At 46.4% G+C, this 24,936-nt stretch carries 29 protein-coding genes; all 29 read left to right on the top strand.

Features of this window, described 5'->3' with window-relative positions; genetic code table 11:
* The first annotated feature begins 22 nt into the window (after positions 1-22).
* On the top strand, positions 23-1,345 hold the full coding sequence (gene der, locus BK126_RS12100) for a ribosome biogenesis GTPase Der (protein WP_076312903.1): 1,323 nt from the start codon (positions 23-25) through the stop codon (positions 1,343-1,345).
* Positions 1,346-1,357: 12 nt separating this feature from the next.
* On the top strand, positions 1,358-1,978 hold the full coding sequence (gene plsY, locus BK126_RS12095) for a glycerol-3-phosphate 1-O-acyltransferase PlsY (protein WP_076312902.1): 621 nt from the start codon (positions 1,358-1,360) through the stop codon (positions 1,976-1,978).
* Positions 1,971-3,011: an NAD(P)H-dependent glycerol-3-phosphate dehydrogenase gene (locus tag BK126_RS12090; protein WP_076312901.1), complete on the top strand. Its 1,041-nt coding sequence runs from the start codon at positions 1,971-1,973 to the stop codon at positions 3,009-3,011. The genes plsY and BK126_RS12090 overlap by 8 nt, the downstream gene beginning before the upstream one ends.
* Before the next feature lie 118 nt (positions 3,012-3,129).
* On the top strand, positions 3,130-3,405 hold the full coding sequence (locus BK126_RS12085; protein ID WP_047911123.1) for a stage VI sporulation protein F: 276 nt from the start codon (positions 3,130-3,132) through the stop codon (positions 3,403-3,405).
* A 153-nt stretch (positions 3,406-3,558) separates the two neighbouring features.
* Positions 3,559-3,738 (top strand): DUF2768 family protein, encoded by a 180-nt coding sequence (locus BK126_RS12080; protein WP_047911124.1) that lies wholly within the window; start codon positions 3,559-3,561, stop codon positions 3,736-3,738.
* Between the two features lie 103 nt (positions 3,739-3,841).
* Complete coding sequence (locus BK126_RS12075) at positions 3,842-4,456, top strand: hypothetical protein (RefSeq protein WP_076312900.1); 615 nt, start codon at positions 3,842-3,844, stop codon at positions 4,454-4,456.
* Positions 4,457-4,501: 45 nt separating this feature from the next.
* Positions 4,502-4,855, top strand: a complete 354-nt coding sequence (locus BK126_RS12070) for a 2Fe-2S iron-sulfur cluster-binding protein (protein ID WP_076313518.1) — start codon at positions 4,502-4,504, stop codon at positions 4,853-4,855.
* Between the two features lie 58 nt (positions 4,856-4,913).
* The gene (locus BK126_RS12065; protein WP_076312899.1) at positions 4,914-5,675 is read left to right on the top strand and encodes a hypothetical protein; all 762 of its coding nucleotides are present in this window, start codon (positions 4,914-4,916) and stop codon (positions 5,673-5,675) included.
* 899 nt (positions 5,676-6,574) lie between these two features.
* Positions 6,575-8,053, top strand: coding sequence for a stage IV sporulation protein A (gene spoIVA, locus BK126_RS12060; protein ID WP_047911125.1), 1,479 nt, complete (start codon positions 6,575-6,577; stop codon positions 8,051-8,053).
* Between the two features lie 346 nt (positions 8,054-8,399).
* Complete coding sequence (locus tag BK126_RS12055) at positions 8,400-8,672, top strand: HU family DNA-binding protein (protein WP_047911126.1); 273 nt, start codon at positions 8,400-8,402, stop codon at positions 8,670-8,672.
* 83 nt (positions 8,673-8,755) lie between these two features.
* Positions 8,756-8,980 (top strand): trp RNA-binding attenuation protein MtrB, encoded by a 225-nt coding sequence (mtrB, locus tag BK126_RS12050; protein WP_047911127.1) that lies wholly within the window; start codon positions 8,756-8,758, stop codon positions 8,978-8,980.
* 114 nt (positions 8,981-9,094) lie between these two features.
* Positions 9,095-9,634 carry a hypothetical protein gene (locus tag BK126_RS12045; RefSeq protein WP_076312898.1) on the top strand — a complete coding sequence of 180 codons (540 nt, stop codon included), beginning with the start codon at positions 9,095-9,097 and terminating at the stop codon, positions 9,632-9,634.
* A gap of 134 nt (positions 9,635-9,768) precedes the next feature.
* Entirely contained in the window at positions 9,769-10,629 is an 861-nt protein-coding gene (locus BK126_RS12040; RefSeq protein WP_076312897.1) for a heptaprenyl diphosphate synthase component 1, read from the top strand.
* A 25-nt stretch (positions 10,630-10,654) separates the two neighbouring features.
* Positions 10,655-11,383 carry a demethylmenaquinone methyltransferase gene (locus BK126_RS12035; protein ID WP_076312896.1) on the top strand — a complete coding sequence of 243 codons (729 nt, stop codon included), beginning with the start codon at positions 10,655-10,657 and terminating at the stop codon, positions 11,381-11,383.
* Entirely contained in the window at positions 11,376-12,242 is an 867-nt protein-coding gene (locus BK126_RS12030; RefSeq protein WP_076312895.1) for a UbiA-like polyprenyltransferase, read from the top strand. Before BK126_RS12035 ends, BK126_RS12030 begins: the two co-directional genes overlap by 8 nt.
* Positions 12,243-12,245: 3 nt before the next feature.
* Positions 12,246-12,848: a UbiX family flavin prenyltransferase gene (locus BK126_RS12025; protein WP_076312894.1), complete on the top strand. Its 603-nt coding sequence runs from the start codon at positions 12,246-12,248 to the stop codon at positions 12,846-12,848.
* Between the two features lie 56 nt (positions 12,849-12,904).
* On the top strand, positions 12,905-13,708 hold the full coding sequence (locus BK126_RS12020) for a menaquinone biosynthetic enzyme MqnA/MqnD family protein (RefSeq protein ID WP_256702870.1): 804 nt from the start codon (positions 12,905-12,907) through the stop codon (positions 13,706-13,708).
* Positions 13,705-14,679 (top strand): polyprenyl synthetase family protein, encoded by a 975-nt coding sequence (locus BK126_RS12015; RefSeq protein WP_076312892.1) that lies wholly within the window; start codon positions 13,705-13,707, stop codon positions 14,677-14,679. Before BK126_RS12020 ends, BK126_RS12015 begins: the two co-directional genes overlap by 4 nt.
* A gap of 141 nt (positions 14,680-14,820) precedes the next feature.
* The gene (gene ndk / locus BK126_RS12010; RefSeq protein WP_047911134.1) at positions 14,821-15,264 is read left to right on the top strand and encodes a nucleoside-diphosphate kinase; all 444 of its coding nucleotides are present in this window, start codon (positions 14,821-14,823) and stop codon (positions 15,262-15,264) included.
* Positions 15,265-15,300: 36 nt separating this feature from the next.
* Entirely contained in the window at positions 15,301-16,101 is an 801-nt protein-coding gene (locus BK126_RS12005) for a CheR family methyltransferase (protein WP_076312891.1), read from the top strand.
* A gap of 67 nt (positions 16,102-16,168) precedes the next feature.
* Complete coding sequence (locus tag BK126_RS12000) at positions 16,169-16,348, top strand: hypothetical protein (RefSeq protein WP_076312890.1); 180 nt, start codon at positions 16,169-16,171, stop codon at positions 16,346-16,348.
* A 186-nt stretch (positions 16,349-16,534) separates the two neighbouring features.
* On the top strand, positions 16,535-17,704 hold the full coding sequence (aroC, locus tag BK126_RS11995) for a chorismate synthase (RefSeq protein WP_076312889.1): 1,170 nt from the start codon (positions 16,535-16,537) through the stop codon (positions 17,702-17,704).
* Between the two features lie 2 nt (positions 17,705-17,706).
* Positions 17,707-18,810 carry a 3-dehydroquinate synthase gene (gene aroB / locus BK126_RS11990; RefSeq protein ID WP_076312888.1) on the top strand — a complete coding sequence of 368 codons (1,104 nt, stop codon included), beginning with the start codon at positions 17,707-17,709 and terminating at the stop codon, positions 18,808-18,810.
* The gene (gene aroH, locus BK126_RS11985; RefSeq protein WP_076312887.1) at positions 18,810-19,187 is read left to right on the top strand and encodes a chorismate mutase; all 378 of its coding nucleotides are present in this window, start codon (positions 18,810-18,812) and stop codon (positions 19,185-19,187) included. Before aroB ends, aroH begins: the two co-directional genes overlap by 1 nt.
* A 462-nt stretch (positions 19,188-19,649) precedes the next feature.
* Positions 19,650-21,200, top strand: coding sequence for an anthranilate synthase component I (gene trpE / locus BK126_RS11980; protein WP_076312886.1), 1,551 nt, complete (start codon positions 19,650-19,652; stop codon positions 21,198-21,200).
* Between the two features lie 16 nt (positions 21,201-21,216).
* A complete protein-coding gene (trpD, locus tag BK126_RS11975; protein WP_076312885.1) occupies positions 21,217-22,266 on the top strand; it encodes an anthranilate phosphoribosyltransferase in 1,050 nt (349 codons plus the stop codon).
* The gene (gene trpC, locus BK126_RS11970; protein ID WP_076312884.1) at positions 22,256-23,059 is read left to right on the top strand and encodes an indole-3-glycerol phosphate synthase TrpC; all 804 of its coding nucleotides are present in this window, start codon (positions 22,256-22,258) and stop codon (positions 23,057-23,059) included. The genes trpD and trpC overlap by 11 nt, the downstream gene beginning before the upstream one ends.
* On the top strand, positions 23,056-23,742 hold the full coding sequence (locus BK126_RS11965) for a phosphoribosylanthranilate isomerase (RefSeq protein ID WP_076312883.1): 687 nt from the start codon (positions 23,056-23,058) through the stop codon (positions 23,740-23,742). The genes trpC and BK126_RS11965 overlap by 4 nt, the downstream gene beginning before the upstream one ends.
* Positions 23,739-24,935 (top strand): tryptophan synthase subunit beta, encoded by a 1,197-nt coding sequence (trpB, locus tag BK126_RS11960; protein WP_076312882.1) that lies wholly within the window; start codon positions 23,739-23,741, stop codon positions 24,933-24,935. Before BK126_RS11965 ends, trpB begins: the two co-directional genes overlap by 4 nt.
* Position 24,936: the final 1 nt, after the last annotated feature.

Here is a 24,936-nt window from a genome sequence, read left to right as displayed (position 1 = left end):
ATGTGACAGGAGGAGTGTATTTATGGCAAGACCCGTTGTGGCTATAGTTGGGCGACCGAATGTGGGGAAGTCAACAATCTTTAACCGTATCATCGGCGACCGGCTGGCCATTGTGGAAGACAAGCCGGGCATCACCCGTGATCGGCTATATGGTGTTGCAGAATGGAACGGCAAGCCTTTCAGCGTCATCGATACCGGAGGTATTGAAATTGACGGTGAGGATGTTATTATCAAATCCATCCGTATGCAGGCTGAACTCGCCATCGAAGAAGCGGATGTTATTGTATTTATGTGTGACGCGAAGACAGGTGTTACGCAATCAGATGAAGAAGTAGCTCAAATGCTGTATCGCTCAGGCAAGCCGGTAATTGTAGCTGTTAACAAAGTGGATAATATCGGTCGAAGCGATCTGATTTATGAGTTCTACTCTTTAGGTTTCGGGGATCCAATTGGTGTATCAGGAAGTCATGGTACCGGGATTGGCGACCTGCTGGACGCCATTACGAACAATCTGCCTGAACTTGAAGAGGACCAGTATGATGAGGATGTTATTCGGGTTGCTCTGATTGGACGTCCGAATGTAGGAAAATCCTCATTGGTTAATGCGATTTTGGGCGAGGAACGAGTGATTGTCAGTGACATTGCGGGTACGACCCGGGATGCCATCGATACTCCGTTTGAAAAAGATGGACAACGTTATGTATTAATTGATACGGCGGGTATGCGTAAACGCGGTAAGGTATATGAAACGACCGAGAAATACAGCGTAATGCGTGCGATGCGTGCGATTGAACGAGCAGATGTTGTTCTCATCGTGATTAATGGTGAAGAAGGCATTATCGAGCAGGACAAGCATATTGCAGGGTATGCGTATGAGGCGGGTAAAGCCTCCTTGTTTGTTGTGAATAAATGGGATGTTGTAGACAAGGATGACAAAACAATGCATGAGTTTGAGAAGAAGATCCGTGATCATTTCCTATTCATGACGTATGCTCCTATCGTATTTTTGTCTGCAAAAACGAAACAGCGTTTACAAAAATTGCTTCCTGTTGTGCAGCATGTATCTCAGCAGCATGTTATGCGTGTACAAACACATCTGCTTAACGATGTTGTATCCGATGCAGTTGCAATTAATCCGCCACCAACGGATAAAGGAAGAAGGCTGCGGATTAATTATGTAACACAAGTAGCCGTCAAGCCTCCGACAATCGTTGTATTCGTGAATGATCCAGAATTAATGCATTTCTCATATGAGCGCTACTTGGAGAACAAAATTCGTGCTGCCTTTAATTTTGAAGGTACACCGATCAGAATATTTACTCGGCGCAAGTCTGATGAGAGTTAGGAGAGAATCAATGTGGTTTGGTCAATCACAGCTGTAATCGTCAGCTATCTTCTGGGATCGGTAAGCTTTAGCTTTTTATTTGGCAAGCTGATGAAGGGTATTGATATTCGGGATCATGGAAGTGGAAATGCAGGTGCCACGAATACGCTGAGAACGCTTGGCAAAGGGCCGGCCATACTTGTACTGGCCCTCGATATTGCCAAGGGGATTGCAGCCGTATGGATCGGTAAATGGCTGGGAGGCGATTCGGCCTGGGTTCCCGCACTTTCCGGTATCAGTGCCATTATAGGTCATAACTGGCCCGTATTCTTCCGATTTCGTGGTGGAAAGGGGATCGCGACCGCTATTGGTGTATTAGCGACCCTCTGTTTTCTGCCTGCTTTGTATGCAGGAATTATCGCGATTCTATCGATTTTCATCACAAGATATGTATCGCTCGGCTCTTTAATATTCGTCTTTTTGACGCCATTATTTTTGCTTATTCTTCTATATCCATGGCCTCTCTTTTGGTCAAGCTTAATCATTTGTATCTTTGCATTTTGGAGACATCGTACAAATATTACGAAGTTGATTCAGGGTAAGGAGAATAAGTTAGGATCGAGTTCTTCGAAGGGAGGAAACCGGGTTGTCTAAAAAAGTAACGCTCTTGGTAGCTGGAAGCTGGGGAACTGCACTTGCAAGCGTGCTCGCTGACAATGGACATGATGTATTTGTGTGGACGAGAAGTGAACAGCAGGCGGCAGAAATTAATCTGCAGCACACAAACAGCCGTTACCTGCCCGGCATCACTCTGTCAGATCGTATTGTAGCCTCCAGTGACATGGAAGAAGCCGTAAAGGGCACGAGCGCTATAATTATTGTGGCTCCTTCTTCTGCGATGCGGACTGTGGTTCAGCAATTGAAACCGCACTATACTAAGGGTACGCTCATAATTCATGCAACCAAGGGTTTTGAGCTTCCCAGCTTAAAAAGGATGTCCGCAGTAATAGCGGAAGAATTGGATTCCGCCGAAGGCGATATTGTTGTCTTGTCAGGGCCAAGTCATGCCGAAGAAGTGGTGAAACGGAATCCTACAACGATTGTTGTGGCGGCATTAAACGATGAGAAGGCAAACTATGCAAGAGATCTATTCATGAATGTTAACTTCAGGGTCTATACCAACCGGGATCAAGTGGGTGTTGAACTGGCTGGAGCACTTAAGAACATCATTGCTCTCGGTGCAGGAATGTCGGATGGGCTTGGCTTTGGAGATAATGCTAAAGCAGCGATTATAACGAGAGGGCTTGCCGAGATTTCGAGAGTCGGTGTCCAAATGGGAGCGAATCCGCTCACCTTCTCTGGACTCGCGGGTGTTGGGGATCTTGTCGTAACTGCGACGAGTAAACATAGCCGGAACTGGCGGGCTGGATATGCGCTCGGTCAGGGCAAACCGCTGAATGAAGTGCTTGAAGCAATGGGGATGGTGGTGGAAGGTATCCGTACTACGGAGGCCGCTCACGCCATATCGATCAAATTCAATGTACAGATGCCGATTGCCGATCAGCTCTATCAAGTGCTGTTCACAGGCAAGGACAGTCGTACGGCAGTAGAAGCACTTATGGGTCGAGATCCGAAGACGGAGATGGAAGTTATGAAGCTTGAGACCTGGGAGCAATGGCATAAATAAAGAATTTAAGCTCGCTCGTTCTCATCGTAGGCTGGAGCCCTAGAATTGTGGAGTCCATCACCTTTCCCTAAGACAGCTCATATGATATTGTGAGTTTTTGTCTTGAGGAGGGGAATAAATGGGAGATTTTTCTAAGGATGCTTTGGATGCGATTAACAAGAAGACCGGTAAGAAAATATCCGAAGGGGCCGTCAAAAAATTGGCCAACACGGTTAAGCCTTCTACAATGCAAAATGAAGCACAGCTGCGGACATTAATCAAGCAGGTCTCTGCCATGGCCAATATACCGGTCAGTGAAGAAACGATTAAAGAAATCGTAAATGCTGTCAAAAAGAGCGGTATGAATCCAAGCAACATGGAAGCAATCATGAAAATGATGATGAAAAAGAAATAAGGTCTGATCTAGAACAAAGAGCGAGGCAGCAGCCTGTGATCTTTGTTCTTTTTTTCTTTTATTTGGAAGTTCAGTACTGTTTTTCATGATATAATAGGTCATGTTTATGGACAAACGTACCTAAAATAATGTTGCAGCGAAAGGGAGCAAATCATGAGTGCAATGGATAAAATGTGGCTTTCCATTATCGCAATTTTGATTATGGGAGTGTCTGTTTTTCTCATTACTTTTGCCAGAGCCAAAACTAAGGGTATAATAAAAGGGATTTTATCCGTCATTGCTTTTATTATCATGTTAGTTGGTTTCTTCAGCGGCGTAGTGTCAATCATGTAGCAACGATGAATGATATTGATGAATCCCTGCTATAACATATATGCGGCGAGCTTACTGAAGCATCAAGATATATACTTAAAGGATAAAAGGGAAGGTGAGCCGATTGGCAGGGCTATTTTCACCAAATGAATGGAGTCATGATGAGGTGCTGGATCGATCTTTGAAATTATTAATCAACATGTGGAATACAAATGACTATCTCTGGTTATTGGGAGGAAGCAGCAGTTTAATGCTCCAAGGTGTTGGACTCTCTAAGCCTCCGAATGATATTGATATCTATGCGGATCTTCGGGTTGCCAAATTACTGCATAGGCTCGCTCTAGACAAGCAAATAGACGAACAGGTCTTGGACAGGAGCGGCACCTACACTTCTCTGTTAAGCCATTATCGAGTTGAGGATTCCGCTGTTGAGCTGTCCGGTGGGTTTGAGATATGTACTGAGGGGTCATTTTATCGCACAGAAGTCGAGCTATTAAGCTCATATGCAATACCATACAGCGTACGGGGAGCTGCAGGCATGGTGAAGTTAACTCCACTGAGTCATGAGCTGCTATTCAATGTACTGCGTCAAAGAGAGGATCGTTACATTCCCATCGCTACAAAAATCAGTGAGAGCTTGGAGCAGCATTTGCCCCTTATTCAAGAGCTCATTGCGAGGAATGTTTGGTCAGATCAAGATTTAAGAAGGATAGAGGGGCTGCTAAATACTAGAATTTAAACACTAGCTTCAGCAGTGAAAATGCTTGCAGGAAGGAAGTTAATGATGAGTGTGAAGGTAACGTTTTTGCCGATGCGCAAGGAAATTACGGTCAAGCAGGGCACAACGTTGCTTCAAGCTGGGCGAAGAGCAGGAGTCCATATTCCTACCCGCTGCGGGGGGAAGGCGGGCTGCCTGATGTGCAAGGTGAAGGTTCAAGAGCAGGAGCGCAAGAACTTGAGTGATCCAAGTACGGCTGAGATAAACAAGCTCGGAATTTGGCTGAATGAAGGAACCCGGCTTGCTTGTCAGGCGGTGATCCGTGATTCAGTCGTCGTAGAGCTTCCAGAGGACAAATTAAAGGCCGCAATCCGTAAGCAGCTCGAGAAACAGCAGGCTGATCGTGATGAATTGTGGTAATTTGGATAAGCTCTTTTAACGTATTCACATATTGATTTAGAATAGGATGAACTTTGCGATGTCACATAATCAAGTACGATTCGCTAAAGGGAGGCTTCGGGTCGTTGTTCTCGGCGTACTTCTACTGACCCTGGTCATGCTGACGGGCTGTATGTATCCGGGGACAAGCAGTGAATCAGAGGCTGTAATTGTGAACTATGACGACAGTGTTAACAGAATTCAGAATGCGATTGATTCCTTCCAGTCAGACCAGCATATTTTGCCTATGATTACGGCTGGTAACGAGACTCCAAGATACGAAAAGTTTCGAATTGACCTGAACAAGCTGGAGCAGCAGGGATACCTGGATGATATACCGAATACTGCATTCGAAAAAGGAGGCAGCGTATATTATCTGCTTCAGAACGAAGAAACAGACCCGGTTGTAAAGGTGATGGACCTTACAACGGTTCAGCGTGTAAACGATGTTCAGCGTTCTGTTCAGACATATAAATCTGCACATGATGAATGGCCAGTCTCAGAGGAGGTATCACCCGGTATATTTCGGGTGGATCTGGACAAGCTGCAGAGCGGGGCCAATCAATTGCAGGAATTAAAGAGTGTATACTCTGGAGAAGTTCTTCCCTATCTGCTCGATGATCACGGAAATGTATATGCCGATTATGCTGTGGACATCATGCAGGTGATTGAGCGGGAGCAGCTTGCCCCTTCCGAAACTGAGGATCTTAGAGAACTGCTAACGGAGCGTTCACATCATGTGCCAGTAAAATCATTGCCGTATCATTGGGATGGCTCTGCCCCCATTGCAGTCCTAGAATAAATGTATCCGAAGCCGCCAGATTGGCGGTTTTTTTGTGCCTAGAAATGGCAGCGCCTTGTGCCCTTGAGCGAAGTATCTCTTTAAGCGAAGTCCCCCCTCGAGCTACCTAGAAAAAAACTTCAGTGGAATTTTTAGATCCCGAACGACTTTTGCGAAGCAACCGGAGAGAGGGAGGTAAAAATGGAACGCCTGAGAGGAACTAAAAATGGAACGTCGCGAGGAGCTAAAGAAGGAATGCGTTTAGTCCTTTAAGCGAACTACCATCCTCGAGCTACCTAGAAAAAAACTTCAGTGGAATTTTTAGATCCCGAACGACTTTTGCGAAGCAACCGGAGAGAGGGAGGTAAAAATGGAACGCCTGAGAGGAACTAAAAATGGAACGCCTGAGAGGGAGCTAAAGAAGGAATGCGTTTAGTCCTTTAAGCGAACGACCACCTCGAACTACCTACAAAAAAACTTGAGTGGAATTTTTAGATCCTGAACGACTTTTGCGAAGCAACCGGAGAGAAGGAGATAAAAATGGAACGCCTGAGAGGGAACTAAAAATGGAACGCCAATAGCCGAACGTTCTAAAAAGCTCCTGAGAGTCATATGTTTAGTGTGGATGGACTGCAGAGGGTGACGTCTATCATCAGAAAAATCCGGTCTGGTGATAGAAATTTTAGAAAAGGCGTCATACCGCAGTGGTCATGTACATACTATGATACTAGTCCAAAAGCATGTACGAGTTACGCCGCTCATCTTCTCTCTTTGATCAGAATGTGATTGTCGGCGGCGGACGACTTCCGGGCAATTTTTATAAGCTGTTCTACCGCTTACAGGGTTTAACGTCTGATTGAAAACGAAGCGGATGCTCTTTAGCATTTTTCCTTCGGAGTATTTTTAGGAGGGGATTTCACTTGGAAAAAGTAGACATTTTCAAAGACATTGCCGAACGCACTGGCGGGGACATTTATCTCGGTGTTGTCGGCGCAGTTCGCACAGGAAAATCCACATTCATTAAACGCTTCATGGAAACGATCGTATTGCCAAACATTACGAGTGATTCCGATCGTGTCCGCGCAGTAGACGAATTGCCGCAGAGCGCTGCAGGTAAAACCATCATGACCACAGAGCCCAAATTTGTGCCAAATACGGCAGTGCAGATCAAGGTAGCCGACGGTCTTGATGTCAATGTGAGACTGGTAGACTGTGTAGGCTACGCGGTAGAAGGAGCAAAAGGCTACGAGGATGAGAATGGACCACGGATGATATCGACGCCATGGTTCGAGGAGCCAATTCCTTTTCAGGAAGCAGCTGAGATTGGAACACGTAAGGTAATTCAAGAGCATTCGACGCTAGGTGTTGTCGTAACGACAGATGGAACGATTGCCGAAATTCCGCGGGAGTCCTATGTGGAGTCCGAGGAGCGAGTCATCGCTGAGCTCAAAGAGGTCGGCAAGCCATTTGTTCTGATCATCAACTCCATCAAGCCGAAAAGTGAAGAAGCACAGCAGCTTCGTGCCGAGCTCGCAGAGAAATATGATATTCCAGTAATGACCGTAAGCGCAGCGACCATGACAGAAGATGATGTAACCGGCGTACTGAGAGAAGTACTCTATGAGTTCCCGGTTCATGAAGTGAACGTCAACTTGCCGAGCTGGGTCATGGTGTTGAATGAAAATCACTGGCTGCGTTCGAATTATGAAAATTCCGTGCGCGATACAGTCAAAGACATTCGCCGGTTGAGAGATGTCGATCGTGTGGTGTCTCAGTTCATGGAATATGAATTCATTGACCGCGCTGGACTCAGCGGGATGAATATGGGGCAGGGCGTTGCAGAGATTGATCTCTACGCACCCGATGAATTGTATGATCAGATTCTGTATGAAGTGGTGGGTATTGAAATTCGGGGCAAAGACCATCTGTTACAGCTCATGCAGGACTTTGCTCATGCGAAAAAAGAATATGATCGCTTTGCCGAAGCGCTCGAGATGGTAAAAACGACAGGCTACGGCATCGCCGCACCTTCGCTTGCTGAAATGGCGCTTGATGAGCCGGAGCTGATCCGTCAAGGAACCAGATTTGGTGTCAGACTGAAAGCGACTGCGCCTTCGATCCATATGATTCGGGTGGATGTCGAGTCTGAGTTCGCGCCGATTATAGGCACAGAGAAGCAGAGTGAGGAGCTTGTACGATACCTCATGCAGGACTTTGAGAATGATCCGATTAAGGTATGGGATTCAGATATGTTTGGCCGTTCGCTTCATTCCATCGTACGTGAGGGCATTCAAGGCAAGATTGCCATGATGCCGGATAATGCAAGATACAAGCTGCAGGAAACACTCGGACGCATTATTAATGAAGGCTCTGGCGGACTGATCGCCATCATTCTGTAACTTCAGGCTAGTCACTAAAATAACCGAAAGGATATATCCTTTTCGGTTATTTTGCTTGTCCATAAACGGTGTAATGGACCATTAGCTCATAAAACGACGAAGAATCTATCAATTTTAACTATATATAGCGCTGAATTCACTTGAAATTGTATTCTGACTGTATTACTATAAAGTTTGTCCGTTCAAGAGAAATATAGTCCTGTGACTAGATATTTCCCCTTCTTGGCGCGGATGTAATGAGCCGGGCATATGAACCTATTAGTATAAAAATAGCCTAGCCACGTATATTTTGCGGTAAAACGGAAACACAGTATAACACTTAAGATATTTCAGGAGGTGAATACACTTGAATAAATCTGATCTGATTGCACAAGTTACAGAGGCAACTGAATTGTCGAAGAAGGATGTTACGAAAGCAGTGGATGCTGTATTCGAAGCCATTTCCGAAGCTCTGCAAAATGGAGATAAAGTACAACTCGTTGGTTTCGGTAACTTTGAAGTACGCGAGCGTTCTGCACGTAAAGGACGTAATCCGCAGACAGGTGAAGAAATCGAAATTCCTGCGAGCAAAATTCCTGCTTTCAAACCAGGCAAAGCGCTCAAAGATGGAATCAAATAAGATTTCTACATACGACCAGGTAACCAAAAAGACCGTGAATACGTTCACGGCTTTTTTCATTTAATTGAAAAGGGGCAGTGGGCATGGAAATTCCATTAGGCGGCGATTATATCGTGATTAAGGCAAAAGAGAACGGTGTGCACGTCATTGGACTGACCCGAGGACATGATACAAGATTTCATCACACGGAGAAGCTCGATAAAGGTGAAGTCATGATCGCCCAATTCACAGATCATACTTCAGCAATCAAAGTGCGGGGCAAAGCAGAAGTGATGACCAAGCATGGGAAGATCGAAACAGATCAATAACCGCTTATTTTTACGCGACTTCAAATTGCAGGCATAGCCTGCTTTTTTTCTTTGTACAATGAGGTATGGGCCTTGTCTTACGAGCTCACAATAGGAAATGGGAGGCGAATCTTTTTGAAGAAGAAAAAAGTCATTCTCATAGTCCTTTCCATCTCATTAAGTACACTCATGCTGCTAGCTACATTTGTTTCCATTCAAAAAGACTCCTTTCTTCAGGATGCCCGCGAGGTTCTGCAGAGCAGGGATCCGATTAGACTGGAGGACCACAATCTGGTCGATTACTTGCATGAATTGAAGCTTGAGGCACAGATCAGCAAAGTGAATTGGAACAGCAATGTTCTCACTATTGATTTGAGAGCAGCAGATGAATCAAGTGATCCATCTGATATTTACGAAGATATAGCGACTGTCGCATCCTTTTCTTTTGAGGAGACCGCTAATGTGCAGCAGCTGATGCTGCGGGTTCTGGCTGAGGATGATTGGACGGGAAGCCGTCATCTGCTGTTATCGGCAGATATCAGGCGGAGCGAGTGGAGTCTTGAAGCACTGCAATTGCTTGAAACCTGGAAGAGCGCTGAGCTCCCTGAGGAGCTTAAAATATGGTTTCATATGTCGGAGACGAATTTATGGCGCAGACAGTTCATTTTACGTTGAAAAGGGTTAATGATGCTTGTGCGATCATTTCGATCGTATGCTATAATAGATAAGATTGTGAATATATGCTATTTGAATTAATTTCTTATTTATGCAATTGATACGTTACTTATTTAATGGCTCGGAGGATCAGGATGACTACATACCGCGTACCTAATCTTGCAAAAAAATATACAAACTATGATATGATTCAGCGGCATACGGAAATTCCGAATTTTCCTGATGGCCGTGTACGGCTGCTTGCGTTTTTTTTGAATCGTGGACCGGTTCGATCAGCGGAGCATAGTGAGTTATATTCCCTCGTTACTGCACTTGTACAAATGGGTCTTGATACACATGAGATGATCGATGTTCATGAGGAAGATCTGAAGGAACAGGAGATGCGATCTCGTCAGCTAAAAGTACTTGGTGGCGATTATTTCAGCGCGAGGTTCTATCAACTTCTGGCTGCAGCAGGTCAAATCTCCGTTGTAGCATCCCTCAGTGAAGGAATCTGCATCGTGAACGAGCGGAAAATGAATCTGTACAATCGAATGAGACGACAGCTGGTTACAGCAGAGGAATACGTTAACGAATCCGTGCAGCTGAAGAAGCAGCTGTTTCTTTCTTTTCAGAGCATGATCTCAGCTGAAGAAGTCTCGTTGTTCGATCGAGTCCTCAGCGCATTTAGTTTGTTCGATATGCTCATTGAGGAGATTGAACATGTGAGAGATATGGAACGCTCTCGTTATCGTCTTGCTTATTATCAGATTCTAGGCCATACGGATTCCAATGTTAAGGGAGCCCTTAACAGGAATGAGCTTGAGCCTAATGAATGGATTCAGCTCACGCTTAAGCACAGAACACAGGAATTTTTAACGGACAAGCTTCGTCATTCGGTGAATGATACTGAACGATTTATTGAGAATGAAATAAGCGATCAGGTGGTTGTACAGGAAATCTTGAAGATGATGGAATCGTACCGTACATACAGAGCACCTGGCAAAGTTGTTTGATAAGTGAATAAAAGGTGGTTCGAACATGCAGCATGAAGGGGAGAATCCGAAGGAGCAGCACGTTCATTCGGTGTTTCAAAGCATTGCTACTAAATACGATTTTATGAACGACACGCTCAGCTTCAGGCGTCACAAGGCTTGGCGAAAGTTCACCATGAAGAAGATGAATGTGCAGCGTGGGCAAACGGCGCTGGATGTATGCTGCGGGACCTGCGACTGGACGATCAGCCTTGCAGAAGCAAGTGAAACAGGTCACATCAATGGACTGGATTTCAGCAGCAATATGCTTGCAGTCGGACGGGAGAAGGTGGCACAGCAGGGTCGAGATCAGCAAATTACGCTTGTTCAAGGAAATGCCATGCAGCTTCCTTATGAAGATCATTCGTTTGATTATGTAACCATTGGCTTTGGTCTTCGCAATGTCCCGGACCTAAGACAAGTGCTGTCAGAGATGCAGCGGGTCGTCAAGCCGGGTGGAATGGTCGTATGTTTGGAGCTGTCAAAGCCGACGTGGCAGCCTTTTAAGGGGATTTATTATTTTTATTTTAGACGTATTTTGCCTTTTATGGGTAAGCTTCTTGCTAAACGCTACGAACAGTACAAATGGCTGCCTGACTCTCTAGCGATGTTTCCTGGAAGAGAAGAGCTTGAACACATCTTCAGGGAAACGGGACTCAAGGATGTGAGGTCCTATCCGCTGACAGGCGGAATCGCAGCATTACATATTGGGAGCAAGGAGAGTCAGCATGTTTAAAAAGATCGGTGTTTTTCTGGAAATGATTAAAATAGAGCATACCTTATTTGCTCTGCCATTTGCTTTTATGGGAGCCATCCTTGGTTCTACAGAAATAAATGAAAGGCTGCCATTCTGGGCTGAGATTGGATGGATTCTGCTCGCCATGGTGGGAGCTCGGAGTGCAGCCTTCGGCTTAAACCGAATGATAGACCGGGTGATCGATGGTAAAAATCCGCGCACAGCCGGAAGAGCCATACCTGCAGGACTGCTCAAGATAAGTGAAGTTGTTATTTTTGTAATCATATCGTTTATTCTGTTATTCTGGGCCGCATCACAGCTTAATCCCTTATCGATGAAGCTGCTGCCTATTGCGGTGTTTATGCTCGTAATATACTCGTATACTAAACGGTTTACATGGCTGTGCCATGTTGTGCTTGGATTGACGATTGGACTAGCCCCGCTCGGCGGGTGGGTTGCTGTGACGGGGGAAATAAATCTTGCTGCAATTGTGCTATATCTCTCTGCCGCCTTTTGGACGGCTGGCTTTGATATAATATATGCTTGTCAGGATATTGATTTTGACCAGAAGGAAGGCGTGTATTCCATCCCTTCCCGATTTGGAACCCAAGGTGCATTGAATATCGCAAAATATTTTCATATCATAACGGCAATCGGATTTATTTCCTTATTTTTCATGACCGATTTGAGCTGGATATATGCAATAGGTATACTAATATCATGCGGACTTCTAATATACGAGCATATGATTGTGTCACCAAACGATATGAGCCGGGTACAGACCGCATTCTTTACGCTGAACAGCTGGGTCAGCATGGTCATTCTATTGTTTACTCTTATCGACGCGGTGGTGATCTGACCTATGAATAGATTAAAAAGACTCGCTGTCGGCATAACGGGCGCGAGTGGCAGTATTTACGGAGTCAGGCTGATCGAGACATTGCTTGATCAGGATTACGAGATACATCTTGTCGTTTCGAATGCAGGCTGGCGTGTGTTAAAAGAAGAACTAGGCTGGAATGTTTCGGACCGGGAAGGGATTTTGAACGAGAAGTTCGGGAACCGACCCGGTTCTCTTATATATCATCCTGTTAGCGATATAGGGGCTTCTATTGCAAGCGGATCCTTCTTAATGGATGGCATGATTATTATGCCGTGCTCAATGGGGACGTTATCAGCGATAGCGCATGGAGCCTCGGACAACTTGATGGCCAGGGCGGCTGATGTCATGATGAAAGAAGGACGTCCACTCGTACTGGTGCCCCGGGAAACTCCGCTTCATGCGATTCACCTGGAAAATATGCTGAAGCTGAGCCGGCTTGGTGTGAAAATGATTCCAGCGATGCCGGCATTCTATTATCATCCTAAAACGATGGATGACCTTATCCATTTCTTGGTGGGTAAAGTACTGGATGTTCTTCACATCGAGCATAACTTATTTAAGAGATGGGGGGAGGAGAATTGAAGGAATTACATCAAGTAACCACCATCGGAAAAATAAGCTACACCAATGCATGGCCTATGTATCACTACTTCGAGCCGGCTGCGCTTACGAATCCGGCAGAGCTGGTCACTGAGGTGCCTGCCAGATTGAATGAACGAATACATGAAGGATCACTGGATTTAAGTGCGATGTCTTCCTTTGCATACGGCATGGCATCGGATCGATTACTCCTGTTACCGGATATTTCAGTCAGCAGCCGGGGAGAAGTGAAATCCATTCTGCTATTCAGCAAGGAACCCATTGAATCTATCGTAAACCGTACGATTGCACTGACCAATACTTCAGCAACCTCAGTAAATTTGCTCAAAGTGATTATGACGAAGTTCTATGAGGGTAATCCTGATTATATTACGATGGAGCCTGAACTTGAGAGTATGATGGAGAATGCAGATGCTGCTCTGCTTATTGGAGACCATGCCATCAAAGCTTCCTGGGCAGACCATGATTATTATGTTTACGATCTGGGTGAGTTATGGTATCGGTATACTGGGCACCAGATGACTTATGCCGTGTGGGCAGTAAATCGAAGTTACGCGGACAACAATGGAGATGCTGTCAAAGAGATTGCTGATGCGTTTTATAGCAGCAAGACTGCAAGCCTGCGTGATCTTGCACCCGTTGTTAAGCATGCAGTACAGCACATTGGCGGTTCTGAGGCATATTGGTATGCGTATTTTAGAAATTTGGTTTATGATTTTGGCGAAAATGAGTTGCAAGGGCTGCAACTGTATTTCCGTTATGCACATGAGCTTGGTCTCATGGAGCATGAGGTCCAGGTGGATCTCTGGAATGAGAATAAGCTGATACGGGTGACGGAATGAAACTACTTGATATTTTGACAGCACTAAAAAAGGATATAAGTTATATAGAGAAAGAGTTATACCGCGGTGTAGAAACGAGTGAGCCTCTGCTTGCCGAAACGTCACTGCACTTGCTTAAAGCAGGCGGCAAACGGCTTAGACCGGTCTTTGTCCTGCTTGGGGGGAAGTTTGGGAACTATGACATCGAGGTATTGAAGCACGTGGCAGTTCCGCTTGAGCTGATCCATTCCTCGTCGCTTGTTCATGATGATGTAATTGACAATGCGGAAACAAGACGAGGACAGCTTACCGTCAAATCGAAATGGGACAACCGGATCGCGATGTATACGGGTGACTATATCTATGCACGTGCCATGTCGATTATAGCGGAGCTGCCTAATCCGCTGATCCATCAGACGATGGCGAAGGCTATGGTGCAAATGACGATTGGCGAAATGGAACAGATCAGGGACTTCTTTAACACCGATCAAAGTGTACGTAACTATTTGCTGCGGATACGGCGCAAAACAGCACTCCTTATCGCGATCAGCTGTCAGCTTGGGGCTGTGGCAGCCGGTGCCGATAAAGAGGTGTGCAGAAGACTCTACAGCTATGGCTACAATGTAGGCATGGCCTTTCAGATTCAGGATGATCTGCTTGATCTGAGAGGCACAGAGAAGCAGCTCGGCAAACCGCCCGGAAGTGACATGCTTCAGGGCAATATTACGATACCTGTTATTTTCGCGTTGCAGGAAGAGCGTATTCGGGAGGACCTGCTCCAGCTTATTCATCGGATTCATGAAGATGGAGACAAGGGGTCCGTGCAAGCTGCAGTAGGCATGATTCGTGAAAGCGGTGGAATGGCTAAAGCTGAGGCGCTCGCTGACCGATATATGAATAAAGCTCTTGATGCACTGGAAGGACTTCCTGACATTAAGACGAAGAAAAATCTACGGGATATCGCTCATTTTGTTGTAAAACGTTCATATTAACCTGGCAGGAACATCAAGAAAGCAAGTCGAAAGTCATTATGCAGCTAGCTGGGGCGTGTCTTATAACTCACTGGAGTGAAATTTGTTTTTTGAGTTTAAGATACGCCCTGATTCTTAAACAAAGCCTGGAGGGAATAGACGATGGAGCGTACTTTTTTAATGGTGAAACCAGATGGGGTTCAGCGTGGATTGATTGGACGTATTATTAGCCGGTTTGAGGACAAGGGGTTTAAGCTGGTGGCAGGGAAATTTGTACAGGTCACAGATGAACAAGCTAAACGTCACTACGCTGAGCATGATGGCAAGCCTTTCTTTGATGACTTGGTGTCCTTCATTACTTCCGGACCTGTATTTGCGATGGTATGGGAAGGTGAAGACATCATCACTCTATCACGGATGCTCATCGGCAAGACAAATGTGAAAGAAGCGCTTCCTGGCACGATTCGGGGAGACTTTGCGGCGATCACTCCACATAATTTGATTCATGGCTCTGATTCCCCAGAGAGTGCGGCCAGAGAGCTCCGTAATTTCTTTGCAGAAGAAGAACTGGTTGCTTATGATAAAACGATTGCTGTCTGGACATAAAATGTGCGGTTCTTTTCCTAAGAAAGAAGGTTTCATGTGTCCAATCTAGAGATGGAAACTACGCAATCCGATTACTTGCTATTTGTTCGTAATGTAAAACAGGCCACGGGTATTGATCTTTCGCAATACAAAGAAGCCCAAATGAAACGAAGACTTACGACGCTTCGTAACAAGCACGGGCATGAGAGCTTTGCATCCTTTTTTGAGGAAATGACCCGCAACAAAGCTTTATTTCTTGAATTTCTGGATCGAATGACCATCAATGTCTCTGAATTTTGGCGGAACCGGAACAGATGGGAAGTACTTAAGGATCGCATTCTGCCCAGCCTGACCCGGGATCAACAGAAGCTCAAGATCTGGAGTGCCGCTTGTTCTACAGGCGAAGAGCCGTATACATTGGCTATGATTGTTGATATGTTGGGCTTGTTAAGTCAGACGGAATTGCTCGCAACTGATATTGATGAAGGGGCTCTGGCCAGAGCCAGCAAGGGTACATATCTGGAGCGTTCACTGAGAGAAGTGCCTGAGTCCGTGTGCAGACGTTACTTTACAGAGGATGGGCTTCAGTTTCATATTGATCGCAGGCTGAAACAGGCGGTGCGCTTTAGCAAGCAGAACTTGCTGTCTGATACATTTGAGGAAGGTTTTGATCTCATCGTTTGCCGAAATGTCATGATTTATTTTACGGAAGAGGCGAAGCATTTACTGTATCAAAAGTTCGCCAAGGCGCTTAGACCGGGCGGGGTATTGTTCGTGGGAAGCACAGAGCAGATCTTTTCTCCCGCTCAATATAACTTGGTTTCGGCAGACACCTTTTTTTACCAAAAGTCTATTTAAGTATAGTTCTAGTATGAATTGCCCAATACTGGAACTATCTGCGTAAAGACTTTTTGGGGGTAAAAGAATGGACAAAAGAACGGTAATCACTGCATATAGACAAGGGCTAATCAATATCCGGGAGTGTGCCCAGATCATCGGGCTGGACACGACTCAAATGGAGCGGATGCTTGGTGAGATCAAGTCTCAGTCTGATGCTGATCGTCATGAGCTGTCATGGCGGGCTGGACTAACGACTGGCAAGTAATGGAGCATATAAAGAAACGCCTGTCCCGTTATGAGGATAGGCGTTTCTTCATATATCCCCATTCGCATAACTGGAATGGGGCGAAAACAGATCCATTCTTGTCAAACATAACATGCTATACTATAATGATCAAAGATTAAACATTTTAGCAGTTTAAAGCTTAACAGTATAAAGGGGGAACGTATTATGAGTCTTCGTTATTTAACCGCAGGGGAAACGCACGGACCCCAATTGACAGCAATCGTAGAGGGACTTCCAAGTAATATGAAAGTAGATTTTGAGGAGCTGAATTTTCAGCTGCATCGCCGCCAGAAGGGGTACGGACGCGGGCGTCGGATGCAAATAGAGAAGGACACAGCTGAATTTGTTGGCGGTATACGCCATGGATATACAACAGGAGCGCCGGTAGCACTGGTCGTTGAGAATAAGGACTGGACGCACTGGCGTAATATTATGAACATTGAGCCGATTGAAGGCACTGATGAAGAGAAGCGTAGAATCCATCGTCCAAGGCCAGGACATGCAGATCTGAATGGTGGACTTAAATACAATCTGAAGGATCTCAGAAATGTGCTTGAGCGCTCCAGTGCTCGGGAAACGACGGTACGAGTGGCGGTGGGAGCCATTGCACGTCAGCTTCTGGCTGAGTTCGGGATACAAATTGCCGGCCGCGTGCTGCGAATCGGTGAGATCGAAGCTCCGTATGAGGAACTCCCGATCGAAGAGCTGCGCAGCCGTACAGAAGCTTCCTCAGTTCGTGTAACCGATCCTGAAACAGAGAAGAAGATGGAAGCTTACATTGATCAGATCAAGAAAGATGGGGACTCCATTGGCGGCATTGTAGAATGTATCGTGGAAGGTGTTCCTGTCGGGCTTGGAAGCTATGTACAGTATGATCGTAAGCTTGATGGACGTATTGCACAGGCCGTCATGTCAATTAATGCCTTCAAGGGTGTCGAGATCGGTATTGGATTTGAAGCGGGTACGATTCCGGGTTCACAGGTCCATGATGAAATCCTGTACATTGAGGATAAGGGATACCATCGTGCATCCAATCGCCTGGGAGGGTTTGAGGGCGGTGTGACGAACGGCATGCCTGTCGTAGTACGCGGTGTAATGAAGCCGATTCCTACGTTATACAAGCCACTGCAAAGTGTCGATATTGATACGAAAGAGCCATTCACGGCTCAAGTGGAACGTTCGGATGCTTGCGCAGTTCCTGCTGCGAGTGTAGTCATGGAGCATGTGGTTGCCTGGGAGATTGCCAAGGCGTTTCTGGAGAAATTCGGCGGAGATTCCATTGAGGAGATCAGAGCCAATCTGGATAACTATAATGCACAATTGGAGCGTTACTAATCATGAAGACGCTGAATGTTGACCTGGGCGAGCGTTCATACCCTATTTATATTGGAAGCGGTCTGCTTGCTAAGACAGGCAGCCAACTGGCTCAGCACGGAGTAAGCAGCAAGAGTCCGATCATGGTTATTACGGATGATCAAATAGCACCGCATTATTTGCAGATTGTAAAGGATTCCTTAGAGCAAGAAGGCTACAAGGTTGTATCCGCCGTGGTTCAGAGCGGAGAGACGTCCAAGTCTCTCTCCGTTTACACGGAAATGATGACCCTTGCGATCGAAGGAGGTCTTGATCGAAGCTCGGCTATTCTAGCCCTTGGCGGAGGAGTCGTCGGTGATCTGGCTGGCTTCGTAGCCGCTACATATATGCGTGGGGTTCGATTTGTGCAGATTCCGACAACAATCCTTGCTCATGACAGCAGTGTAGGGGGTAAGGTAGCGGTCAACCATCCGCTTGCCAAAAATATTATCGGTGCATTCCACCAACCTGAGTTTGTTCTGTATGATGTGGATACGCTGAAGACGCTGCCTCCACGGGAAGTTTCGGCAGGTCTTGCAGAAATGCTGAAGCACGGACTGATTCAAGACGAGGATTTTGCCTACTGGTGTGAAGAGCATGCGAATAAGCTGCTCTCCTTAGATAAGGACTCACTTGTGTATGGGTTGCTGCGCGGCTGTTCGATCAAGGCAGATATCGTATCCCAGGACGAAAGAGAAAATGGGATTCGGGCAACGCTTAACTTGGGTCACACAATTGGTCATGCGATTGAAGCGATCGCAGGTTATGGCAAATTTCTTCATGGTGAGGCGATCTCGATCGGGATGGTTGGTGCCGCACAGCTCGGAGTATTAAGAGGAGCTGATCCGGCGCTATACACTACGACCAAGCGCATGCTTGAAGCATTGAATCTGCCGACTTCACTTCCGGCAGACATCAGTACAGATGATATTCTGGCTGCCATGATGCATGACAAAAAATTTAGAGAAGGCCTAATGGTCTTTATCATCCCGACCAAGATCGGTGAAGTTGTCGTTGCGAATGATGTTCGGGTACAGGACGTCAGGGATGTTATAGATGGGCTGAAGGAAAGAGGAGTAAACGTATGATGTACACAAGAGGTATACGTGGGGCAACGACGGTAACGAGCAACACGGAAGTTGAAATCATGAAGGAAACTTCGAAGCTGCTTGAAGAGATCGTAGAACGTAATCAGCTTGAGCCGGAAGCAATCTGCAGTGTATGGATTACACTTACGCAAGATCTTGATGCTGCATTTCCAGCCAAAGCGATCCGTGAGCTGGATGGATGGGAGCTTGTGCCCTTAATGTGCTCCCTGGAGGTTCCTGTCAAAGGGGCACTGGAGAAGTGCATTCGCTTTATGTTCCATGTGAATACAGCGAAATCACAGAAGGAAATTCAGCATGTTTATTTAAACGGTGCGAAGGCACTGCGTCCAGATTTGGCTGCTTCCGCTGAAAGCTAAAGGGTAAATAGAACCTTGCCAAAACGAGTTAAACTATGTATAGTGAACTGTAGCAGAGATGAGAAGAGTTAAGACGTTTGATGAGTAGAGCAGAGCTTAGCCATTATCAGAAGGCTGTGGCCGGCAGTGCATAAGGCATGACGGTAGCATGGCTGATGAAATGGGAGAAGTCCTTGGCCTTTAAGCATAAGGCAAGGCCTTTGAAGAGTTGAGAAACAGGAAGAATAAGAATATAGATACCCTGATTAGCTGTAAGTACAGGATTATTAATAATAGATTCTGCTACTGATGTTATTGGCGTAATCACTATAGGGTAAGTATATTTTCTTTGGGTTTCTTATGCTTACATACTCATATATTCGTTAATGAACCTCTACAGTCTCGTAGAGGTTTTTTTGCATACACGCATACTTCTTGAACTTCATCTTTCGCCCATCTTAAGCTCAAGGGAGTGTTTTAAGGATGTTGAATATAGAAGCACAAGAGGTACTTAGGCAAGCCAGGGAATATAATCTGATTCCTGTCGTTAAGCGAATTCTTGCTGATATGGAGACACCCATCCGATTATTCAGCCGGTTCGCAGAGCAGGAATACGCATTTTTGCTAGAGAGTGTGGAAGGCGGGAGCAATTGGGCGAGATATTCATTTATCGGCACCGATCCTTTCATTACGATCTCCGGTAAGAACGGAGTTATTACTGTAGAGCACGATGGACGAAGACAACAAATGGAAGGCAAGCCGATAGAAGAGCTAAAGGCGCTGCTCAGGCAGTACCGAAGTCCTATGGTGGACGGATTGCCGCCGTTTACGGGCGGAGCGATCGGTTTTTTCGGATATGACCTGCTGCAGTATTACGAGAAGCTGCCGAAGCATGCGGTTGATGATCTTCAGATGGATGATATTCAGTTTATGTTCTGCGACCAGGTCATTGTATTTGACCATGTGAAGCAGCAGCTGCTGTTAATAGGCAACGTTCATGTAGCACCAGGGGATCGGGATGAGGATATTCTGCGTAATTATCAGCTAGTGGATCAGAAGCTGGAGAAGCTCGCAAGGATATTAGCGGATGAAGGACCGAAGGAAAATGCCAATCGTCATTCTATGCCAAATGGGGTGGAACTTGGTGATGTGAAGTCGAATCTGACAAAAGATCAGTTTATTTCCAATGTTGAACAGGCTAAGGAATATATCCGTGCAGGGGATATTTTTCAAGTAGTGCTGTCCCAGCGCTTTCATATTGAGACCGAGGTATCTCCGCTTCAGGTATACCGGGTGCTTAGAACACTGAATCCATCACCGTATATGTATTATTTAAAGCTTGGAGAAGAAGTAATCGTGGGCACCTCGCCAGAAGCGCTTGTCAAGGTCGACGGCGGAAGGGTTCAAACTAGGCCAATCGCTGGCACGAGACCGAGAGGAGCAACAGCTGCGGAAGATGAGCGTCTAGCTCAAGACCTGCTTCAGGACGAGAAGGAACGTGCAGAGCACCTGATGCTCGTTGATCTCGGCCGTAATGATATCGGAAAGGTCAGTCAGTTTGGAACCGTAAAATGCGATTCATTTATGGAGATTGAGAAATACTCGCACGTCATGCATATGGTGACGAATGTATCCGGTACGATAAGGGAGGATAAGGATTTCTTTGATGCTTTTCTATCCTGTCTACCGGCAGGTACTGTATCCGGTGCACCGAAGCTGAGAGCCATGCAGATCATTGCAGAGCTGGAGCGTGAAGCACGTGGTGCCTATGCTGGAGCGATCGGATACTTAGGCTTCAGCGGGAATATGGACTCCTGTATCACGATTCGCACGATTATATTCAAGGAAGGCAAGGCCTATGTTCAGGCAGGGGCTGGCATCGTCTGGGATTCGGTTCCCGAGATGGAATATGAAGAGACAGTAAACAAAGCGAAGGCACTTCTAACGGCAATTCGATATGCTGAACAAATGTTTCCAAAAGCAGCTGTGCCACAGAACTACGCGAATCAAGACTATATTTATACATCTAACTGATAAGGAGGAGATCACGATGAGCACCATCATCACAGGAAATGCTGTTCAGCAAGGCCTCATGAGCATCATGGAAGGCAAAGATCTAACGCAGATTGAAGCAAGGAATGTCATGGGTCACATTATGAGCGGAGAAGCGACTGCAGCACAAATCGGCGGACTGCTGACGGCTCTGCGGCTAAAAGGAGAAACGGTTGATGAAATTACTGGATTTGCTGAAGCAATGCGAGAATCCTGTTCGAGAGTCCACACAGAGCAGAACAATCTGCTGGATACCTGTGGAACCGGGGGATCAGGGATCAGCAAATTCAATATTTCAACGGCTTCCGCCATCATCGCCTCCTCTTTATCCGTACGGGTTGCGAAGCACGGGAACCGTTCTGCAAGCGGAAGAGCAGGGAGTGCGGATGTACTCGAAGCACTAGGAGTTAACATTCATCTGAATCAAGAGCAGGCGAGAGACTGCCTGGATGCGATCAATATTTGTTTTTTATTCGCTCAGGTATATCATCCTTCCATGAAGTATGCGGCTGCACCGCGTAAGGAACTGGGGGTAAGGACGATCTTTAATCTGCTTGGGCCGCTTACCAATCCAGCTGGAGCAGACCGGCAAGTACTCGGGGTATATGACGTAACCAGAACAGAAGCCATTGCGGAATCGCTCGGCAGACTTGGACTGAAACGGGCACTCGTCGTAGCAAGCTATGATGGACTTGATGAGATTAGTATTTCAGACCGGACGAAGATATCGGAATTAAAGGATGGAGCTGTTCAAACCTATGATATTCACCCTGATGATCTGGGACTTAAGGTATATCCTTTGCAGCAGGTCCTTGGAGGAACAGCTACTGAGAATGCAGACATTATTAAACGTGTGCTCTCCGGCGAGCAGGGAGGATATCGGGATATCGTTCTTGCAAACGCAGGGGCTTCCATCTATGTAGCAGGACTTGCAGGAAGTATCGCAGAAGGGGTTCACTTGGCCAAAAATGCCATTGATTCCGGTAAAGCATCCGATAAATTGACACAGCTTATACAGAAGACGGGAGAGTATGAATATGTATCTTGATCGAATTGTCGCAACGAAGAAGGAAGAAGTCGCAGCATTATCCAGTGTATTCGACATGAACGAGGCGGAAAAAAGGATTGCGGCACTGTCGGCTACGAGAGGCTTCGAAAGAGCATTGTCCAAGGAGCATGCGAGGGGAATGGGGCTGATTGCTGAAGTAAAGAAGGCCTCTCCGTCAAAAGGATTAATTCGGAGTAATTTCGATCCTGTCGACATAGCCCAGGCATATGAGGCCGCAGGTGCAGATTGTATGTCGGTGCTGACAGATATCCATTACTTTCAAGGGAAGCCCGAATATTTGACAGCAATCCGTCAGCAGGTTAACGTTCCGCTGCTGCGCAAAGATTTTATTATTGATGAGAAGCAAATTGCGGAAGCCCGGATCATCGGTGCGGATGCGGTTCTGCTTATTGCAAGCATACTGGATTCAGCCCAGCTGTCTAAATATATAAGCTATGCACGGGATTTGGGCCTGGATGCACTCGTAGAAGTTCATGATAAGGAAGAGTTACTACGTGTTCTGGATATTGGCAGCGCAACTCTAATCGGGATTAACAACCGCAATCTTCGTACATTTGAAACTCGACTTGAAACGACCGCTGAACTTGCAGACCTTGTGCCTGAGCATGTCACCTTAATCAGTGAGAGCGGCATTCGCACACCGGAAGATGTGGAATATGTGAAGCAGGCAGGTGCCAAAGGCATCCTTGTCGGCGAGCAGTTTATGCGCCAGGATAATGTGAGTCAGGCTGTTCTTGAGCTTATGGGTGCAGGGGAACAGGTGAGGAAATGACGGTACAGAAGGATCAACCACTTCTAAAAATTTGTGGACTTCAGGACGTTGAAGTGCTAAAATCAATGAAGCACTTAACTGTTGATTTTATTGGGTTTGTATTCGCGAAGTCAAGACGCCAAGTATCTGCGGAACATGCAGCGCAGCTCTGTAAGGTACTGAATGAATGGGAAGCCATACCTTCTCCCAGATCAGCAGGGGTGTTTGTTAATCCTGATTGGGAAGAGCTTACAGACGTACTCGATCAAGCTCCACTGGACGTGATTCAGCTGCACGGACAGGAATCCCCGGATTTTTGCCAGAAGGTCAGAGAAGTGCTTGGGGTACAGGTGTTTAAAGCTTTCTCCATTCACGAGAATCAGACTCCAGGCATGAGTGCCCATGATCAGCTGAACCCGTATAAAGGTAAAGTAGATGCCATTCTGCTCGATACTTACGATGGAGTATATGGCGGGGGATCCGGTAAGACCTTTGCTTGGGAGAAGAGCCTGCCCTATCAGCAGTGGGCTGATCGTACGGGAATTCCGCTGTTTGTAGCCGGCGGACTTGATGCGGAGAACGTAACCGGGCTTGTGCGTCGTTATGCTCCGGACGGAGTAGATGTTTCAAGCGGCGTTGAGACAGATGGACATAAAGACATCGTTAAAATGACAGCTTTTGTGGAGAGGGTGAAGAAGGCATGACGCAATTACCGGATGAATATGGTCGTTTTGGTCCTTTTGGAGGGCGGTATGTGCCGGAAACGTTAATGAATGCCCTGATCGAATTAGAGCAGGAGTATAAGCGTTTTTCAGAGGATCCTGAGTTTAATGAGGAATTGAACTATTTGCTGAAGCAGTATTCGGGCAGGGAAACTCCTCTTTATTATGCAGAACATTTAACCCAGCAGCTTGGCGGGGCCAAAATATATTTGAAGCGTGAGGATCTAAACCATACGGGTGCTCATAAAATTAACAACGCACTGGGACAAGGACTGCTTGCTAAGCGCATGGGTAAGAAAAAGGTCATCGCTGAAACAGGGGCAGGACAGCATGGGGTGGCAACAGCAACGGTTGCAGCACTGCTGGGCTTGGAATGCAAGGTGTTCATGGGAGAAGAGGATACGAAGCGTCAACAGCTAAATGTATTTCGGATGAATATGCTGGGAGCTGAAGTTGTTCCCGTCACATCGGGCACCCGGACGCTGAAGGATGCAGGGAATGAAGCTCTTAGGTACTGGGTGAGTAATGTAGAGGACACCTTCTATATTCTCGGTTCAGCAGTCGGACCCCATCCATATCCGCTGATGGTTCGTAATTTTCAGCGCGTCATCGGAGACGAAACGAGAAGACAGATTATTGAAGCAGAAGGAAGACTGCCTGATAAGATTGTAGCAGCTGTCGGTGGAGGCTCTAATGCAATCGGCATGTTCTACCCATTTTTAAATGACGACTCCGTAGAGCTTATTGGCTGTGAAGCTGCAGGCAAAGGCGTCGATACGGAATTTCACGCGGCTACGATGAGCAAGGGAACACATGGCGTATTCCAAGGTTCAATGAGTCTCTTACTCCAGGATAAATTCGGACAAGTTCAGGAAGCACACTCAATTTCAGCCGGGCTGGATTATCCAGGGGTCGGACCCGAGCATTCCTATCTCAAAGAGATCAAGCGTGCTCAGTATGTTCCGATTACAGACAAGGAAGCGCTGGATGCACTTCAATTACTCAGCCGTACAGAGGGAATTATTCCTGCGCTCGAATCCGCTCACGCAGTGGCAGAGGTGGCCAAGATTGTACCAGCCATGGAGAAGGATCAGATTGTGGTCATCTGTCTATCCGGCCGGGGAGACAAGGATGTTGAATCCATCATGAAATACACGGGAGGTCAACTCTCATGAG

This window comes from Paenibacillus sp. FSL H7-0326, from assembly GCF_001955535.1.
GTDB lineage: Bacteria > Bacillota > Bacilli > Paenibacillales > Paenibacillaceae > Paenibacillus > Paenibacillus shunpengii.
The sequence above is the reverse complement of the archived record's forward strand: the minus strand, read 5'-3'. Positions and strand labels throughout refer to the sequence as shown.

Bases quoted from the DNA above. Each gene is read 5' to 3' on its own strand.
- der (WP_076312903.1), top strand. From the start codon at position 23: ATGGCAAGACCCGTTGTGGCTATAGTTGGGCGACCGAATGTGGGGAAG.
- BK126_RS12085 (WP_047911123.1), top strand. From the start codon at position 3,130: ATGGGAGATTTTTCTAAGGATGCTTTGGATGCGATTAACAAGAAGACC.
- BK126_RS12080 (WP_047911124.1), top strand. From the start codon at position 3,559: ATGAGTGCAATGGATAAAATGTGGCTTTCCATTATCGCAATTTTGATT.
- BK126_RS12070 (WP_076313518.1), top strand. From the start codon at position 4,502: ATGAGTGTGAAGGTAACGTTTTTGCCGATGCGCAAGGAAATTACGGTC.
- BK126_RS12065 (WP_076312899.1), top strand. From the start codon at position 4,914: ATGTCACATAATCAAGTACGATTCGCTAAAGGGAGGCTTCGGGTCGTT.
- mtrB (WP_047911127.1), top strand. From the start codon at position 8,756: ATGGAAATTCCATTAGGCGGCGATTATATCGTGATTAAGGCAAAAGAG.
- BK126_RS12040 (WP_076312897.1), top strand. From the start codon at position 9,769: ATGACTACATACCGCGTACCTAATCTTGCAAAAAAATATACAAACTAT.
- BK126_RS12035 (WP_076312896.1), top strand. From the start codon at position 10,655: ATGCAGCATGAAGGGGAGAATCCGAAGGAGCAGCACGTTCATTCGGTG.
- BK126_RS12030 (WP_076312895.1), top strand. From the start codon at position 11,376: ATGTTTAAAAAGATCGGTGTTTTTCTGGAAATGATTAAAATAGAGCAT.
- BK126_RS12025 (WP_076312894.1), top strand. From the start codon at position 12,246: ATGAATAGATTAAAAAGACTCGCTGTCGGCATAACGGGCGCGAGTGGC.
- BK126_RS12020 (WP_256702870.1), top strand. From the start codon at position 12,905: ATGTATCACTACTTCGAGCCGGCTGCGCTTACGAATCCGGCAGAGCTG.
- BK126_RS12015 (WP_076312892.1), top strand. From the start codon at position 13,705: ATGAAACTACTTGATATTTTGACAGCACTAAAAAAGGATATAAGTTAT.
- ndk (WP_047911134.1), top strand. From the start codon at position 14,821: ATGGAGCGTACTTTTTTAATGGTGAAACCAGATGGGGTTCAGCGTGGA.
- BK126_RS12000 (WP_076312890.1), top strand. From the start codon at position 16,169: ATGGACAAAAGAACGGTAATCACTGCATATAGACAAGGGCTAATCAAT.
- aroC (WP_076312889.1), top strand. From the start codon at position 16,535: ATGAGTCTTCGTTATTTAACCGCAGGGGAAACGCACGGACCCCAATTG.
- aroB (WP_076312888.1), top strand. From the start codon at position 17,707: ATGAAGACGCTGAATGTTGACCTGGGCGAGCGTTCATACCCTATTTAT.
- aroH (WP_076312887.1), top strand. From the start codon at position 18,810: ATGTACACAAGAGGTATACGTGGGGCAACGACGGTAACGAGCAACACG.
- trpE (WP_076312886.1), top strand. From the start codon at position 19,650: ATGTTGAATATAGAAGCACAAGAGGTACTTAGGCAAGCCAGGGAATAT.
- trpD (WP_076312885.1), top strand. From the start codon at position 21,217: ATGAGCACCATCATCACAGGAAATGCTGTTCAGCAAGGCCTCATGAGC.
- trpC (WP_076312884.1), top strand. From the start codon at position 22,256: ATGTATCTTGATCGAATTGTCGCAACGAAGAAGGAAGAAGTCGCAGCA.
- BK126_RS11965 (WP_076312883.1), top strand. From the start codon at position 23,056: ATGACGGTACAGAAGGATCAACCACTTCTAAAAATTTGTGGACTTCAG.
- trpB (WP_076312882.1), top strand. From the start codon at position 23,739: ATGACGCAATTACCGGATGAATATGGTCGTTTTGGTCCTTTTGGAGGG.